The sequence below is a fragment of the Amycolatopsis ponsaeliensis genome (genome assembly GCF_030182635.1).
GTDB classification, from domain to species: Bacteria; Actinomycetota; Actinomycetes; order Mycobacteriales; family Pseudonocardiaceae; genus Amycolatopsis; species Amycolatopsis ponsaeliensis.
Genome location: NZ_JAPZLD010000079.1, coordinates 1 through 15,003, shown reverse-complemented (window position 1 = coordinate 15,003; position 15,003 = coordinate 1). Strand labels below are relative to the sequence as shown.

Sequence of the window (15,003 nt, the reverse complement as noted above, 5' to 3'; positions counted from 1 at the left end):
GCCGTTCCCAGCCACCTCACCCTCCCCACCCCACGGCCTTCCAACCCCTCAACCCAAGGGTCCCGACCGTCCGAGTACGTGACCCGACTCTCCGGGTACGCGACCCGACCGTCCAGGTACGCCCGTCCGAGGCCGGACTTCAGCCGATGTGCTTGAGCGCCTCCCGCCGGGACAACCCCGACAGTCCGGGGTGATCGTCCACGAAGGACCGGACCCAGTCCGGGCTTGTCTTCGCGTACTCGCGCAGGGCCCAGCCGATTCCCTTGCGCAGGAAGAACTCCGGCTCGGCGATCGCCGGTTCGATCGCGCGGGTGAGCAGGTCGGTGTCCGTGTCCTCCTTGGCGCCGATCTGGCAGATGATCGCCGTGCGGCGGCGCCAGAGGTCGCGGTCGGCCGACCAGCTCAGCATGATCGGGGTGACCCGGCCCCGGTCGGCGCGCAGGATCGGCCCGACCCGGCGGATGGCGAGCTCGTCCACGTGGTCCCACCACGCCCCGCTGACGATCATCTCCTCGTACATCGGCACCAGCTCCGGGTCCTGCCACTGCCGGTACGCCCGGTGCCCGGAAAGCGCGATGGCCGCGTACCGCTCCTCGCGGAATTCCGCTGCCCGCCACAACTCCAGCACGGTCGCCGTATATGTCACCCGATCGGGCAGTATGTGGTCGGCCAGAACCCCCTTGAGAAGCACGCTTCGCTCGGGTGAAGCCACCCCGCGGAACGGCATGGCCGACTTCATGTACGCCTGCATCGCCGGCGCTTTCACCGGGTCCGCCAGCCCGGCCAGCCCGGTGCGGATCGCCTTGACCAGCTGTTCGTCCACGCTCATGCGCCCTCCCGTCGTCCTCCGGCGGTCCGGAGCGTACTGCCGGGCACCGACAGTTCCGGCCCTCCGCGACCGGCGCAGGTACCGACGAAAGACGGATGGCGGAAGTCGCGCCGGTCGACGAGATTGGCGAAGGTTGCCGGTAGTTTCGCCGGAATCCGGCGAACTCTGTCCAATGCGGATGAAAAGGACGACTGTGAAGAGAATCGTTGCCGCTGTCGCCGCCGCGGGGCTCGCGGCCGGGCTGATGGCCGCCGCGCCCGCCGCTTCGGCGGACCCCGGGGTGCAGTTCAGCCCCGCGCCGATCGCCTGGGGGCCCTGCGCGTCGGCGAACCTGAAGGCCGCGGGCGCCGAGTGCGGGTTCCTCGAGGTGCCGATGGACTACGCGAAGCCGGGCGGGGCGAAGGTCTCCGTCGCGGTGTCGCGGATCAAGCACAAGACCCCGCAGTCGCAGGGGATCATGCTGGTGAACCCGGGCGGCCCCGGCGGCTCCGGCCTCGGGCTCTCGGTGCTCGGCAAGTACGTGCCGAACCACGCGGGGGACAACTACGACTGGATCGGCTTCGACCCGCGGGGCGTCGGTTCCAGCAAGCCGTCGATCAGCTGCGACGGGAACTACTTCAGCTACAACCGGCCCGCGTACGTGCCGACGACGCCGGGGCTCGAGAAGACCTGGCTCGCCCGCTCCAAGGGCTACGCCGAGGCGTGCAAGAAGAACGGCGCGATCCTCGACCACCTCAAGACGACCGACGTCGCGCAGGACATGGACAGCCTGCGCAAGGCGCTGGGCGAGAAGCAGATCAACTACTACGGCTTCTCCTACGGCACCTACCTCGGCCAGGTGTACAGCACGCTGTACCCGAAGAACGTCCGCCGGATGGTGCTGGACGGCAACGTCGACCCGCGGAAGGTCTGGTACCAGGCCAACCTCGACCAGGACGTCGCGTTCGACAAGAACATCAAGATCTACTTCGACTGGCTGGCGTCCTACGACAGCGTCTACCACCTCGGCAAGACCGGTTCCGCCGTCGAGAAGCTCTGGTACGACACGCAGCGCAAGCTCGCCAAGAACCCGGCGGGCGGCGTCATCGGCGGTGACGAGTGGACCGACGTCTTCCTGCAGGCCGGCTACTACGTCTTCGGCTGGGTCGACATGGCCAAGGCCTTCGACGGCTACGTCCACAAGGGCGACTGGCAGACCCTGAAGGAGCTTTACGACGGCTCGAACCCGCCCGGTGACGACAACGGGTTCGCCGTGTACGCGGGCGTGCAGTGCACCGACGTCCAGTGGCCGACGAACTGGAACAAGTGGCGCGCCGACAACTGGCTGACCTACTTCAAGGCCCCGTTCGAGACCTGGGGCAACGCCTGGTTCAACGCGCCCTGCGTGTACTGGCCGGCGAAGGCGGGCAAGCCGGTGGACGTCGACGGCCGCAAGGTGGCCGGGGCGCTGCTGATCAGCGAGGAGCTGGACGCGGCGACGCCGTACGCCGGCAGCCTCGAGGTCCGGAAGCGGTTCCCGGCTTCGAGCCTGATCAGCGCGCCGGGCGGCACGACGCACGCCGGCTCGCTGTCCGGGGTGTCCTGTGTGGACGACAAGATCGCCGACTACCTGGCCACCGGCAAGCTGCCGAAGCGCCAGCCCGGCAACCACTCGGACGTCCAGTGCGACCCGGTGCCGGCGCCGGTGCCCGACGGCGCCGCGGCGCAGAAGTCGGACAACTCCGCGAAGGCCCAGGAGAAGCAGAGCACGCTGGCCCAGCTGCTGCACTTCTGAGCGAAATCGACGCAGTTCGCTGCCCCGGTCCGGTTCACCCGGACCGGGGCAGCGTCTTTTCTGTCTCTTCCGCCAGTGCCCCATCGTCGCCTCCCGATCACCTGGTGTGGTCGAGGAGGGACGTTAGGCGAGAGGTCCGACAGTTTCGGAGCGAAGCGGGCCGTGAGCAGCGCGTGGCCGAAAATTGTCGGGGGTGCGCGCTAGCTTCGTGGCATGTCGATCATCGAAGAGCGCCGGACCGAGATCCGGGCACAGGAAATCACCTACCAGATCGCGGTCGCCACCAGGACGGACGACGACCGCACCGAACCGACTCCCCGCGTGATGATCACCCTGGAAGCCGGTGGCCCCGGCGGCGAACCGGTCGCCGAGGGCAGCCTCGACCTGGACGTCGCGGTGGCGGCCACGGTGGCCGACCTCGTCGCGGACGGTCTGCTGTCGGCGACCGGCGCGGGCCGGGTGCCGCGGCGAAGATCCGCGGGCCGTCCTGCGCAGCAGGGCCGCCCGTGGAACGAGGAGATGGACGCCGAGCTGGAGAACCGGTGGATCGCGGGCGAGAGCGTCGCGACAATCGCGACGTTCTTCGAGCGCACCCCCGGCGGCATCCGTGCCCGGCTGCCCCGCGTGGGCTGCGACCCGGAGAACCCGGGCTGCTACCTCCCGGTGCCGCCGAGCAGGCGCACGGACCTGGACAGCGACGATCCGACCTGAGCGACGGCGGGCCGGTCCACAGTGGACCGGCCCGCCACGGCCGTCCCCCTCTTCCCGAGAATGGAGTTGTCCCGATGAGTTTCGATCTCGCCGTGTGGCCCGAACCCGCGGTCATCACCGCCGAGGAAGCGGATCGCACCTACGAGAGTCTCTGCGAGCGCGAACAGGGCGTGGTTCCGGCGGATGCGAGGGTCGTCGCGTTCCACCGGGAGCTGACCGCGCGGTATCCGAGCCTGTCGTCCCTTCCCCCGGACGAGCTCGAAAGCAGCCCGTGGTCCGCTGACCCGGCCGTCCTCGGCGACGCTGTGCTGTTGACGATCGGCTATTCCGCCGCCGGCACGGTCGCCCCGTTCGCCCGGGAGCTGGCCGAACGCCACGAACTGGTCCTCTACGACCCCCAAGCCCGCACGGTGTACTCGCCGCCCGGCCTGCGCCGGAGCTGGATGACCGTGCTGTCGGCCTGGGACGGATCACGGGTCGAGAACCCGGACCCGGCGCAGATCGAGGCGGTGCTGGGGCGGCTGTCGGAGCGGAACTGGTTCGCGGTTCTCGAGCGAGGAGACCACTACATCCAGGTCGGCATGGGTGAACGGGCGGCAACCCGTTCGCCCTGGCTCGCGCTGGAACACCGGGAAGGACTGCCCGATCGGCACTTTCGTGTCTTGATCGCGGATCGGGCTCGGGCTGTCCGGGCCTTCACCGGTTTCGCCGCGGGCGAGGAGGGCTGGCGGGACGGGTTCGACTGGCAGCGGGCGGAGTACTGACGACGCGGTGCCGGAGAGCACCGGAGGGGGGAGCAGTGCCGTACCACCGATCACCTTCGCGCGTCGGAAGCCGCTGCGGCGCGATCAGCGAGCACCCGCAAGTGCGCCACCAGTTCCGGTGGCTCCTCGACGGTGAACGCGCAGCCAAGCCCGAGCAACCGGAACGCGAGCCAGTCCAACGTGTCGCCGTGGCTGCGCCACCGGCAGCGGCCGTCGCCGAGGTCGGTCAGCTCGCCGGGCGCCGCGGCGAGGCGGGGTGCCACCTGCGACGCCGGTTCCGTCAGGACCGCCACCGCGCGGTAGGTCGGCACGAGGTCGTAGAGCCGTTCGACGACGTAGGCCGCCAGGTCCGTCGCCGGGGGCTTGCGCGGGGTGGCGCGGCCGCCGGTCGCCTGGGCGTCGCGGACCCGGTCGGCGCGGAACACTCGCCAGTCCGCGCGGTCGAGGTCGTAGGCCACCAGGTACCAGCGGCGCCCGGTGGCGACCAGCCGCAGGGGCTCGGCCCGGCGTCGCGTCTCGGCGCCGTCGTTCGCGCGGTAGCGGAACCGGACGGTCTCGCGGTTGGTGATCGCACCGGCGAACACCGTCAGCTGGGCCGGGTCGACGGCCGGTCCCACGGCCGGCACAGCGACCGTCGCCGTGCCGATCGTGCCCACCCGGCGGCGCAGCCGCGCCGGCAGGACCTGCTCCAGCTTGGCCAGCGCCCGCACGGACGCCTCCTCGATCCCGGAGACCGTCTGCCCCGCGGCCGTCCGCAGCCCCACCGCGATCGCCACGGCTTCGTCGTCCTCCAGCACGAGCGGCGGCATCGCGGTGCCGGCCACCAGCCGGTAGCCACCGGCGACGCCGCGGCTGGCCTCCACCGGGTAGCCGAGCTCGCGCAGCCGCTCGACGTCGCGGCGGATCGTGCGCGGGCTGACGCCGAGCCGGTCGGCCAGCTCGCTGCCGGGCCACTCGCGGGGCGTCTGCAGCAGCGAGAGCAGGCCGAGCAGCCGCGCCGGGGTGTCCGTCATCCGCCCAGCATCCCAAGGTGGCGGGGACCACTTCCCGGTAATCCTGTTTGTTTAGCCTTGCAAGGGTGTGCATAATCATGCGTATGACGGTGAACATCGCGGTGGCCGGAGCCAGCGGGTACGCGGGCGGCGAACTGCTGCGCCTGCTCCTGACTCATCCCGACGTCGAGATCGGCACGCTCACGGCCGCCAGCAGCGCGGGCACCAAGCTGGGCGGCCACCAGCCCCACCTCGTTCCGCTGGCCGACCGCGTCCTCGCCGAGACGACGCCGGAGACCCTCGCCGGCCACGACGTCGTGTTCCTCGCGCTGCCCCACGGGCATTCGGCGGAGATCGCGGCACAGCTCGGCGCGGACGTCCTGGTGGTCGACCTCGGCGCCGACCACCGCCTCGCCGACGCCGCCGACTGGCAGCGCTGGTACGGCGGCGACCACGCCGGCCGATGGCCCTACGGCCTGCCCGAACTCCCCGGCGCCCGCGAGCAGCTCGTCGGCACCAAGCGCATCGCCGTACCGGGTTGCTTCCCGACCGGTGGCTCGCTGGCCTTGGCGCCCGCGTTCGCCGCCGGGCTGGTCGAGCCGGACGTCACGGTCGTCGCGGTCACCGGCACCTCCGGCGCCGGCAAGAGCCTCAAGCCGAACCTGCTCGGCTCGGAGGTGATGGGCTCGGCGAGCGCGTACGGCGTCGGCGGTGCCCACCGGCACACCCCCGAGTTCGCGCAGAACCTCTCGGCCGTCGCGGGGGAGAAGGTCACCGTGTCCTTCACCCCGGTGCTCGCGCCGATGCCCCGCGGCATCCTCACCACGGCGAGCGCCCCGCTGAAGGGCGACGTCGACGAGGCCGCCGCCCGCGCGGCGTACGAAAAGGCCTACGACGCGGAGCCGTTCGTCCAGCTGCTGCCCGCGGGCGCCTGGCCGACCACCTCGGCCACGCTCGGCTCGAACAACGTCCAGCTGCAGGTCACGGTCGACCCCGACGCACGGCGCCTGGTCGTCGTCGCCGCGATCGACAACCTCACCAAGGGCACCGCCGGCGGTGCCGTCCAGTCGATGAACCTGGCCCTCGGCCTCCCCGAGACCACCGGCCTTTCCACCGTAGGAGTGGCACCGTGACCGTCACCGGCCCCCAGGGCTTCCGCGCCGCCGGCGTCGCCGCCGGGATCAAGGCCTCCGGCGCGCTCGACTTCACGCTGGTCGTCAACGACGGCCCGCTCGACGTCGCGGCCGGCGTCTTCACGCGCAACGTCATCAAGGCCGCGCCGGTGCTGTGGTCGCAGGAGGTGCTCAAGCAGCAGCGGCTCAAGGCCGTCGTGCTCAACTCGGGCGGCGCCAACGCGGCCACCGGCCCCGGCGGCTTCCAGGACACCCACGCCACGGCCGAAAAGGTGGCCGAAGTGCTGCAGACGGGCGCGATCGAGGTCGCCGTCTGCTCCACCGGCTTGATCGGGGAACGGCTGCCGATGGACGCCGTTCTGTCCGGTGTGGACACCGCGTTCAAGGCGCTCGACGCGAGCGCCGAAGCGAGCCTGAACGCCGCCACGGGCGTGATGACCACTGACACGAAGCCCAAGCAGGCCTTCGCGAAGCACGACGGCGGCTGGAGCGTCGGCGGCTTCGCCAAGGGCGCGGGCATGCTCGCCCCGAACCTCGCCACCATGCTCTCGGTGCTGACCACCGACGCCGTGGTGGGCAAGGAAGCCCTCGACCGGGCCCTGCGCGCGGCCACCCACGTCACCTTCGACCGCCTCGACGTCGACGGCGGCACGTCCACCAATGACACCGTCCTGGTCCTGGCCTCCGGCGCGAGCGGCGTCGAACCCACCGAGGCCGAGCTCACCGAGCTGCTCACCAAGGTCGGCCTCGACCTCGTCCTCCAGTTGCGTGCCGACTCCGAAGGCGCGACCAAGGACGTCAACATCACCGTCCAGGGCGCCGAGACCGAGGCCGACGCGATCGCGGTCGCCCGCACGATCGCCGAGGACAACCTCGTCAAGACGGCCCTGTTCGGCTCCGACCCGAACTGGGGCCGGATCGCGATGGCGCTGGGCCGGGTCCCGGCGCGCATCGACCCGGAAACCGTGTCGATCGCGATCAACGGCGTCACCCTGTTCGCCCAAGGGATGCCGGCTGCCGACCGGTCCGAGGCGGACCTGACCGCGCGGGACATCGAGATCGTCGTCGACCTCGGGGTCGGTGGCGAGGCGGCCACCATCTACACCACGGATCTTTCGCACGGCTACGTCGAAGAGAACAGCGCGTACTCCTCATGAACCAGGACGCCCTGATTTCCGCGGACGAGCGGCTCGCGACGGCGGCCGAGAAGGCCGGGGTCCTCATCGAAGCGCTGCCCTGGTTGCAGCGGTTCCACGGGGCCACCGTGGTGGTGAAGTACGGCGGCAACGCGATGATCGACGAAGGCCTGAAGGCGGCCTTCGCCGAGGACATGGTGTTCCTCCGGCTGGCTGGCCTGCGCCCGGTGGTCGTGCACGGCGGCGGCCCGCAGATCACCGCGATGCTCAAGCGCCTCGGCGTCGAAGGCGAGTTCAAGGGCGGGCTGCGCGTCACCACGCCGGAGACGATGGACATCGTCCGGATGGTGCTCACCGGCCAGGTCAGCCGGGAGCTGGTCGGGCTGATCAACGCCCACGGGCCGTACGCGGTCGGCATCTCCGGCGAGGACGCCCGGCTGTTCACCGCCGAGCGCAAACAGGCCACTGTGGACGGTGAGCAGGTCGACATCGGGCTCGTCGGCGAGGTCGCCGAGGTCAACCCGGACGCGGTGCTCGACATCGTCAACGCCGGGCGCATCCCGGTGGTCTCCACGGTCGCCCCGGACGTCGAGGGCGTGGTGCACAACGTCAACGCCGACACCGCCGCGGGAGCACTGGCGGCCGCGCTGGGTGCGGAAAAGCTGGTCGTGCTCACCGACGTCGAAGGCCTGTACGCGAACTGGCCCGACCGCTCGTCGCTGATCGACCGCATCCGCGTCGACCACCTCGAGCCGATGCTGCCCACCCTGGCCAGCGGCATGATCCCGAAGATGGAGGCGTGTGTGCGCGCCATCCGCGGCGGGGTGCGCCGGGCGCACGTGATCGACGGCCGCCTCGCCCATTCGGTGCTGCTGGAGGTCTTCACCTCCCGCGGTATCGGCACCATGGTCTTCCCCGAAACGGAGCTCCCGTGACCGACCTCAAGTCCAATGCGGACGGACAGCAGCACTGGCAGTCCGCCCTGATGGACAACTACGGCACGCCCGGCTTGACGCTCGTCCGCGGCGAAGGCGCGAAGGTGTGGGACGCCGACGGCAAGGAGTACGTCGACCTGGTCGGCGGCATCGCCGTCAACGCGCTCGGCCACGCGCACCCGGCGATCGTCGAAGCCGTCACCACGCAGATCAAGCAGCTCGGCCACACGTCCAACCTGTACGTCAACCCGGTGGCCGTCGAGCTCGCCGAGGCGCTGCTCGACGTCGCCGGCCTCACCGGCAACGGCAAGGTGCTGTTCGTCAACTCCGGCGCCGAGGCCAACGAAGCCGCGCTGAAGATCAGCCGGCTGACCGGGCGCACCAAGGTGATCGCCGCCGAGGGCGCGTTCCACGGCCGGACGATGGGTTCGCTGACGCTGACCGGCCAGCCCGGCAAGCGCGACCCCTTCAAGCCGCTGGTCCCCGGGGTAGAGCACGTGCCGTTCGGGGACGTCGCGGCGCTGAAGGCGGCCGTCGACACCGAGACCGCGGCCGTCTTCCTGGAGCCGGTGCTCGGGGAGGCGGGCGTCATCCCGGCGCCGGACGGCTACCTGCAGGCCGCGCGCGAGATCACCAAGGCCACCGGCACGCTGCTGGTGCTCGACGAGGTGCAGACCGGCCTCGGCCGCCTCGGCACCTGGTTCGGCTACCAGCAGGCCGGCATCGTCCCGGACGTGATCACGCTGGCCAAGGGCCTCGGCGGCGGGCTGCCGCTGGGCGCGGTGATCGGCGTCGGCGCGGCGGGCGACCTGCTCAAGCCCGGCCAGCACGGCACCACCTTCGGCGGCAACCCGGTGTGCTGCGCGGCCGGCCTGGCCGTGCTGAAGACGATCGCCGCGGACGGCCTCCTCGACCACGTCTCGACGCTGGGCAAGGACATCGCGGCGGGCGTCGAGGCGCTCGGTCACCCGCTCGTCGCGGGGGTGCGCGGCGCCGGGCTGCTGCTCGGCATCGCGCTGCGCGAGCCCGTGTCGGCCGCGGTGGCCAGGGCCGTCCAGGACGCCGGCTACCTCGTCAACCCGGTCGCGCCCGACACGGTCCGGCTCGCGCCGCCGCTCGTGCTCGACGCCGCCCAGGCCGACGGCTTCCTCGCGGCCCTCCCGGACGCGCTCGACTCCACCACGAAGGACTCCGACTGATGCTGCGCCACTTCCTCCGCGACGACGACGTCAGTCCCGCCGAGCAGAAAGCCATCCTCGACCTCGCCGACGCGCTGAAGGCTGACCCGCTGGGGAACAAGACCCTCGCCGGCAAGTCGATCACGGCGATCTTCGAGAAGAACTCGACGCGTACGCGGTTCTCGTTCGAGGTGGGCATCAGCCAGCTCGGCGGGCACCCGGTGATCGTCGACGGCCGTTCGATGCAGCTCGGCCGCGAAGAGACGATCGAGGACACCTCGCGGGTGCTGTCGCGGTACGTCGACGGGGTCGTGTGGCGCACGTTCGCGCAGAAGCGCATCGAAGCGATGGCCTCGGCCGCGTCGATCCCGGTCGTCAACGCGCTCACCGACGAGTTCCACCCGTGCCAGGTGCTCACCGACCTGATGACGATCCGCGAGCGCAAGGGCAAGCTCGAGGGCCTCACCCTCGTCTACCTCGGCGACGGCGCCAACAACATGGCGCACTCGCTGCTGCTCGGCGGCGTCACCGCCGGGATGCACGTCCGGGTCGTCTCGCCGGTCGGCTTCCAGCCCGACCAGCAGGTCATGCTCGACGCCAAGAAGCGCGCCGAGGAGACCGGCGGCACGGCCACGGTGTTCACCGACCCGTACGCCGCGGTGGCCGGCGCGGACGTGCTCGTCACCGACACGTGGACGTCGATGGGGCAGGAGAACGACGGCCTCGACCGGGTGGGCCCGTTCCGCGCCCTGCAGGTCAACACCGAGCTGCTGAAGAAGGCCGCCGACGACGCGATCGTGCTGCACTGCCTGCCCGCGCACCGCGGCTGGGAGATCACCGACGAGGTGATCGACGGCCCGGCCAGCGCGGTGTGGGACGAGGCGGAGAACCGGCTCCACGCCCAGAAGGCCCTGCTGGTCTGGCTCTTCGAAGAGAGCCGGCGATGACCAGCAGCCGGGTGGGGCGGCAGGCGCGGATCACCGAGCTGGTGTCCACGATGACCATCCGCAGCCAGACCGAGCTGGCCAAGCTGCTGGCCGCCGAGGGCATCGAGGTCACCCAGGCGACGTTGTCGCGCGACCTCGACGAGCTGGGCGCGGTCAAGCTGCGCGGGCCGGACTCGGGCGCGCCGGTCTACGTCATCCCGGAGGACGGCAGCCCCGTCCGCGGGGTGCAGGGCGGTACGTCGCGGCTCTCCCGGCTGCTCGCGGAGCTGATGGTTTCGGCCGACTCGTCGGGCAACCTCATGGTGCTGCGGACCCCGCCCGGCGCCGCGCAGTTCCTGGCCAGCGCCATCGACCGGGCGGCACTCGAAGAGGTCGTCGGCTCGATCGCGGGCGACGACACGGTCGCCGTGATCGCGCGCGAACCGCTGACGGGCAAGGGGCTCGCCGAACGCTTCGCCGCGCTCGCGCACCGCTCGGCCCAGGAACACGGAGACGAAGGACCACCATGACCGCCCTGGTGCTCGCCGACATCTTCCCGGCCGAGGGCGAGTTCCTCGCGCCGGACGAGGTCGTCGTCACCTTCGACCGCGGGATCCCGGTGGCGATCGACGGTGAGACCGTCTCCGTCGCCGAAGCACGCCTGATGCTGAGCGCGCGCGGTGAGGCACAGGGCATCGGCCGGGGTGGGGCGCTCGCGCTGGTGACGGCCTATCGTGCGCTCGAACGAGACACCGTTTCGGGCGAAGTCCATCTGATCCTGTACGACGGCCGGATCAGGGTCGCCTGACTCCGTCCGACCGAAGAACACAACGAGGAGAAGCGAGAACAGTGAGCGGGAACGAGCAGCCGGTGCAGTTGTGGGGCGGCCGGTTCGCCAGCGGTCCGGCGGAGGCCATGGCCGCGCTGAGCGCGTCGACGCACTTCGACTGGCGCCTGGCGCCCTACGACATCGCCGGGTCCCGCGCGCACGCCCGCGTGCTGCGCAAGGCGGGTCTGCTCACCGACGACGAGCTGGCCGGCATGCTGACCGCGCTGGACACGCTCGCCCAGGACGTCGCGGCGGGGGAGTTCACCCCGACGATCGCCGACGAGGACGTGCACACGGCCCTCGAACGCGGCCTCCTCGAGCGGGCCGGCACCGAGCTCGGCGGCAAGCTGCGCGCCGGCCGCTCGCGCAACGACCAGGTCGCCACGCTGTTCCGGATGTGGTTGCGCGACGCGGCCCGCCGGGTCGTCGCCGGCACGCTCGACGTCGTCGACGCGCTGGTGTCGCAGGCGAAGCGGCACCCGGACGCGATCCTGCCCGGCCGCACCCACCTGCAGCACGCCCAGCCGGTGCTGCTCGCGCACCACCTGATGGCTCACGGCCAGGCACTGCTGCGCGACGTCTCGCGCCTGCAGGACTGGGACGCGCGCACGGCCGAGTCGCCGTACGGCTCGGGGGCGCTCGCCGGCTCCTCGCTGGGCCTCGACCCCGAGGCCGTCGCCGAGGAGCTGGGCTTCGCGACGAGCGTCGAGAACTCCATCGACGGCACGGCTTCGCGCGACTTCGTCGCCGAGTTCGCCTTCGCCGTCGCGATGCTCGCGGTGAACCTGTCCCGGATCGCCGAAGAGGTGATCATCTGGAACACCGCCGAGTTCGGCTACGTCACGCTGGACGACGCGTGGGCGACCGGCAGCTCGATCATGCCGCAGAAGAAGAACCCGGACGTGGCCGAGCTGACCCGCGGCAAGGCCGGCCGGTTGATCGGCAACCTCACCGGCCTGCTGGCCACGCTCAAGGCGCAGCCGCTGGCCTACAACCGCGACCTGCAGGAGGACAAGGAGCCGGTGTTCGACTCGGTCGAGCAGCTCGAGCTCCTGTTCCCGGCGATCGCCGGCATGCTCGCCACGCTGACCTTCCACACCGACCGGCTCGCCGAGCTGGCCCCGGCCGGCTTCACACTGGCCACCGACATCGCGGAATGGCTGGTGCGCCAGGGCGTCCCGTTCCGCGTCGCGCACGAGGCCGCGGGCGAAAGCGTCCGCGTCGCCGAGTCCCGCGGCGCCGGCCTGGACGAGCTGACCGACGAGGAGTTCGAGAAGATCAACCCGGCGCTGACCCCCGAGGTACGGGCCGTGCTGACCGTCGAAGGTTCGGTGAAGTCCCGCGACGCGCGCGGCGGCACGGCGCCGGTCCGGGTGGCCGAGCAGCGCACGCGGCTCGAAGAGCGCGTCACCGCCGCGCGTCAGTGGCTGAACTGAGAGCCGACGCCGGGCCGGGCACGCCCGGCCCGGCTCGTTAGGCTGGGCACCGCAGGACGTCCGAAGGAGGAGCCCGCTTGAGCGGCGACGCAGGCCGGTTGTTCACCCGTGAGGAGCTGGCTCTCGACCCGGTCGACCTGGCGCAGCTGCTGCTCGGCTCGGTCCTGGAGGCCGACGGTCCCGACGGCACGGTCGGTGTCCGGCTCGTGGAGGTCGAGGCCTACCGCGGCGAGGACGACCCGGCATCGCACTGCTACCGCGGCCGCACCCCGCGCAACGCCGTCATGTGGGGGCCGGCGGGTCACCTCTACGTGTACTTCGTCTACGGGATGCATTTCTGCGCGAACGTCGTCGGCACCCACGAGGACATGCCGGGTGCGGTGCTGCTCCGCGCGGGAGAGGTCGTCGAGGGCCTCGACGTCGTGCGCAAGCGGCGCCCGGCCGCGCGGGGGACCGGCGAGCTCGCGAAGGGCCCGGCGATCCTGACGTCGGTGCTGCGCGTCGACCGCGCGCAGAACGGCGTCGACCTGACCGACCCGGCGTCCCCGGTCCGGCTGCGCGTCGGCGAGCGCGTGCCCGCCGAGCGGATCCGCACCGGTCCCCGGGTCGGCGTCGCGATGGCGATGGACACGCCGTGGCGGTTCTGGGACGGCGCCTCGCCGGCCGTGTCCACCTACCGCCGTGGCGGGAAGCGCCGGGTCCGACCCGCCAGTTAGTCGGTTGACCTGGTGCGGGAGGATCTACAGGCGTGAGCGAACACATCCTCGACGAGCTGTCCTGGCGCGGCCTCATCGCGCAGTCCACCGACATCGACGCCCTCCGGCGCGAGCTCGACCAGGGTCCCGTGACGCTCTATTGCGGTTTCGACCCCACCGCACCCAGCCTGCACGCCGGCAACCTCGTCCCGCTGCTCATGCTCAAGCGCTTCCAGCGCGCCGGGCACCGGCCGATCGTGCTGGCCGGCGGCGCGACCGGGATGATCGGCGACCCGCGCGACACCGGTGAGCGCACGCTGAACACCCTCGACGTCGTCGCCGAGTGGGCCGGGCGCATCCGCGGCCAGCTCGAGCGGTTCGTCGACTTCGACGACTCGCCCACCGGCGCGGTCGTCGAGAACAACCTGAACTGGACCGGGCAGCAGACAGCCTTGGAGTTCCTGCGCGACGTCGGGAAGCACTTCTCGGTCAACGTCATGCTCAACCGGGAGACGGTCAAGCGCCGGCTCGAGGGCGACGGCATGTCCTACACCGAGTTCAGCTACCTGCTGCTGCAGTCGCAGGACTACCTGCAGCTGCACCGCAAGTACGGCTGCAAGCTGCAGGTCGGCGGCTCCGACCAGTGGGGCAACCTCGTCGGCGGGGTCGACCTGATCCGCCGGACCGACGGGGTGGGCGCGCACGCGCTGACCGCGCCGCTGGTCACCGACGCCGAGGGCCGCAAGTTCGGCAAGTCCACCGGGGGCGGGAACCTTTGGCTCGACCCGGAGATGACCTCGCCGTACGCCTGGTACCAGTACTTCGTGAACGTCGGCGACACCGACGTGATCCGCTACCTGCGGATGTTCACGTTCCTGAGCCAGGAGGAGATCGCTTCGCTGGCCGAGGACACCGAGCAGCGTCCCCACCTGCGGGCCGCGCAGAAGCGGCTGGCGGAGGAGTTCACGATCCTCGTCCACGGCGAGGAGCAGACCCGGCAGGTGATCAACGCCAGCCAGGCGCTGTTCGGCCGCGGCGAGCTCGGTGACCTGGACGAACGCACCCTCGATGCGGCGATGGCCGAGGTGCCGAACGGCAAGGTCGACCCGACCGGCGAGGCGACGATCGTCGACCTGCTGCTCGCCGGGGGACTGGTGGACAGCAAGAGCGCGGCGCGCCGGACGGTCAAGGAGGGCGGCGCGTACGTGAACAACGTGAAGGTCGCCGACGAGGAGTGGAAGCCGTCCCTCGGGGACGCGCTGCACGGCAAGTGGCTGGTGGTCCGCCGGGGCCGCCGCAACGTCGCCGGCGTCGCCCTCGGCGGCTGACCGGCCCGGTGGCCCGGAACAGGGGTCTGACCTGCTGGAACGCGGTTAAGGTACCCCCCTGTTTCGGGCCTCTTCCCGGGGTGTAAAGTTCTCCAAGTCGCCAGGGAAACCGGGCGGCGGGGACACGAACCAAGCTCTCGCTCGAAGCGATTGAGTGGGTGTCCCACCAAAAACTGCTAGGAATACTCGCTTCGGGTAAGGCCGCTTGACGGCGGTGCGACTCGGGGTGTGTTGCTTGAGAACTCAACAGTGTGCTAGTGAACTAAGCCAGTAGAGCTTATGTATTGAACCTCGTATGAGGTTCCTTTGAGAGCAAAGTATTTTGCCTCGATTAAAC

The 15,003-nt window shown here is 71.0% G+C and carries 15 protein-coding genes; 13 read left to right on the top strand and 2 right to left on the bottom strand.

What is annotated here, in order from left to right:
- Nucleotides 1-139: 139 nt before the first annotated feature.
- On the bottom strand, nucleotides 140-829 hold the full coding sequence (locus QQ657_RS53330; protein ID WP_284750154.1) for a DNA alkylation repair protein: 690 nt from the start codon (nucleotides 827-829) through the stop codon (nucleotides 140-142).
- Nucleotides 830-1,022: 193 nt separating this feature from the next.
- Here QQ657_RS53330 and QQ657_RS53325 point away from each other — a divergent pair, with 193 nt between their 5' ends.
- From QQ657_RS53325 to QQ657_RS53315, 3 genes are all read left to right on the top strand, one after another.
- Nucleotides 1,023-2,603, top strand: a complete 1,581-nt coding sequence (locus QQ657_RS53325; protein ID WP_284750153.1) for an alpha/beta hydrolase — start codon at nucleotides 1,023-1,025, stop codon at nucleotides 2,601-2,603.
- 213 nt (nucleotides 2,604-2,816) lie between these two features.
- Nucleotides 2,817-3,314: a helix-turn-helix domain containing protein gene (locus QQ657_RS53320; protein WP_284750152.1), complete on the top strand. Its 498-nt coding sequence runs from the start codon at nucleotides 2,817-2,819 to the stop codon at nucleotides 3,312-3,314.
- A gap of 74 nt (nucleotides 3,315-3,388) precedes the next feature.
- Entirely contained in the window at nucleotides 3,389-4,078 is a 690-nt protein-coding gene (locus QQ657_RS53315) for a hypothetical protein (RefSeq protein ID WP_284750151.1), read from the top strand.
- Nucleotides 4,079-4,128: 50 nt separating this feature from the next.
- Here the strand turns inward: QQ657_RS53315 and QQ657_RS53310 are convergent, their stop codons facing one another.
- Nucleotides 4,129-5,091 (bottom strand): helix-turn-helix transcriptional regulator, encoded by a 963-nt coding sequence (locus tag QQ657_RS53310; RefSeq protein ID WP_284750150.1) that lies wholly within the window; start codon nucleotides 5,089-5,091, stop codon nucleotides 4,129-4,131.
- Nucleotides 5,092-5,174: 83 nt separating this feature from the next.
- Between QQ657_RS53310 and argC the strand changes: the two genes are divergently transcribed.
- From argC to tyrS, 10 genes are all read left to right on the top strand, one after another.
- The gene (gene argC, locus QQ657_RS53305; protein ID WP_284750149.1) at nucleotides 5,175-6,203 is read left to right on the top strand and encodes an N-acetyl-gamma-glutamyl-phosphate reductase; all 1,029 of its coding nucleotides are present in this window, start codon (nucleotides 5,175-5,177) and stop codon (nucleotides 6,201-6,203) included.
- A complete protein-coding gene (argJ, locus tag QQ657_RS53300; RefSeq protein WP_284750148.1) occupies nucleotides 6,200-7,360 on the top strand; it encodes a bifunctional glutamate N-acetyltransferase/amino-acid acetyltransferase ArgJ in 1,161 nt (386 codons plus the stop codon). Before argC ends, argJ begins: the two co-directional genes overlap by 4 nt.
- Nucleotides 7,357-8,274, top strand: a complete 918-nt coding sequence (gene argB / locus QQ657_RS53295; RefSeq protein WP_284750147.1) for an acetylglutamate kinase — start codon at nucleotides 7,357-7,359, stop codon at nucleotides 8,272-8,274. Before argJ ends, argB begins: the two co-directional genes overlap by 4 nt.
- Nucleotides 8,271-9,473 carry an acetylornithine transaminase gene (locus QQ657_RS53290; protein WP_284750146.1) on the top strand — a complete coding sequence of 401 codons (1,203 nt, stop codon included), beginning with the start codon at nucleotides 8,271-8,273 and terminating at the stop codon, nucleotides 9,471-9,473. Before argB ends, QQ657_RS53290 begins: the two co-directional genes overlap by 4 nt.
- Entirely contained in the window at nucleotides 9,473-10,399 is a 927-nt protein-coding gene (argF, locus tag QQ657_RS53285) for an ornithine carbamoyltransferase (protein WP_284750145.1), read from the top strand. The genes QQ657_RS53290 and argF overlap by 1 nt, the downstream gene beginning before the upstream one ends.
- Nucleotides 10,396-10,908: an arginine repressor gene (locus tag QQ657_RS53280; RefSeq protein WP_284750144.1), complete on the top strand. Its 513-nt coding sequence runs from the start codon at nucleotides 10,396-10,398 to the stop codon at nucleotides 10,906-10,908. The genes argF and QQ657_RS53280 overlap by 4 nt, the downstream gene beginning before the upstream one ends.
- Nucleotides 10,905-11,186 carry an argininosuccinate synthase domain-containing protein gene (locus QQ657_RS53275; protein WP_284750143.1) on the top strand — a complete coding sequence of 94 codons (282 nt, stop codon included), beginning with the start codon at nucleotides 10,905-10,907 and terminating at the stop codon, nucleotides 11,184-11,186. The genes QQ657_RS53280 and QQ657_RS53275 overlap by 4 nt, the downstream gene beginning before the upstream one ends.
- 41 nt (nucleotides 11,187-11,227) lie before the next feature.
- On the top strand, nucleotides 11,228-12,643 hold the full coding sequence (gene argH / locus QQ657_RS53270; protein ID WP_284750142.1) for an argininosuccinate lyase: 1,416 nt from the start codon (nucleotides 11,228-11,230) through the stop codon (nucleotides 12,641-12,643).
- Between the two features lie 77 nt (nucleotides 12,644-12,720).
- Nucleotides 12,721-13,359, top strand: a complete 639-nt coding sequence (locus tag QQ657_RS53265) for a DNA-3-methyladenine glycosylase (RefSeq protein ID WP_284750141.1) — start codon at nucleotides 12,721-12,723, stop codon at nucleotides 13,357-13,359.
- Between the two features lie 32 nt (nucleotides 13,360-13,391).
- On the top strand, nucleotides 13,392-14,666 hold the full coding sequence (tyrS, locus tag QQ657_RS53260; RefSeq protein ID WP_284750140.1) for a tyrosine--tRNA ligase: 1,275 nt from the start codon (nucleotides 13,392-13,394) through the stop codon (nucleotides 14,664-14,666).
- Nucleotides 14,667-15,003: the final 337 nt, after the last annotated feature.

Excerpts from the sequence above, each read along its gene's own strand:
- argB (WP_284750147.1), top strand. The coding sequence starts at position 7,357 with ATGAACCAGGACGCCCTGATTTCCGCGGACGAGCGGCTCGCGACGGCG.
- QQ657_RS53280 (WP_284750144.1), top strand. The coding sequence starts at position 10,396 with ATGACCAGCAGCCGGGTGGGGCGGCAGGCGCGGATCACCGAGCTGGTG.
- QQ657_RS53315 (WP_284750151.1), top strand. The coding sequence starts at position 3,389 with ATGAGTTTCGATCTCGCCGTGTGGCCCGAACCCGCGGTCATCACCGCC.
- QQ657_RS53275 (WP_284750143.1), top strand. The coding sequence starts at position 10,905 with ATGACCGCCCTGGTGCTCGCCGACATCTTCCCGGCCGAGGGCGAGTTC.
- QQ657_RS53310 (WP_284750150.1), bottom strand. The coding sequence starts at position 5,091 with ATGACGGACACCCCGGCGCGGCTGCTCGGCCTGCTCTCGCTGCTGCAG.
- argC (WP_284750149.1), top strand. The coding sequence starts at position 5,175 with ATGACGGTGAACATCGCGGTGGCCGGAGCCAGCGGGTACGCGGGCGGC.
- QQ657_RS53320 (WP_284750152.1), top strand. The coding sequence starts at position 2,817 with ATGTCGATCATCGAAGAGCGCCGGACCGAGATCCGGGCACAGGAAATC.
- QQ657_RS53330 (WP_284750154.1), bottom strand. The coding sequence starts at position 829 with ATGAGCGTGGACGAACAGCTGGTCAAGGCGATCCGCACCGGGCTGGCC.
- argF (WP_284750145.1), top strand. The coding sequence starts at position 9,473 with ATGCTGCGCCACTTCCTCCGCGACGACGACGTCAGTCCCGCCGAGCAG.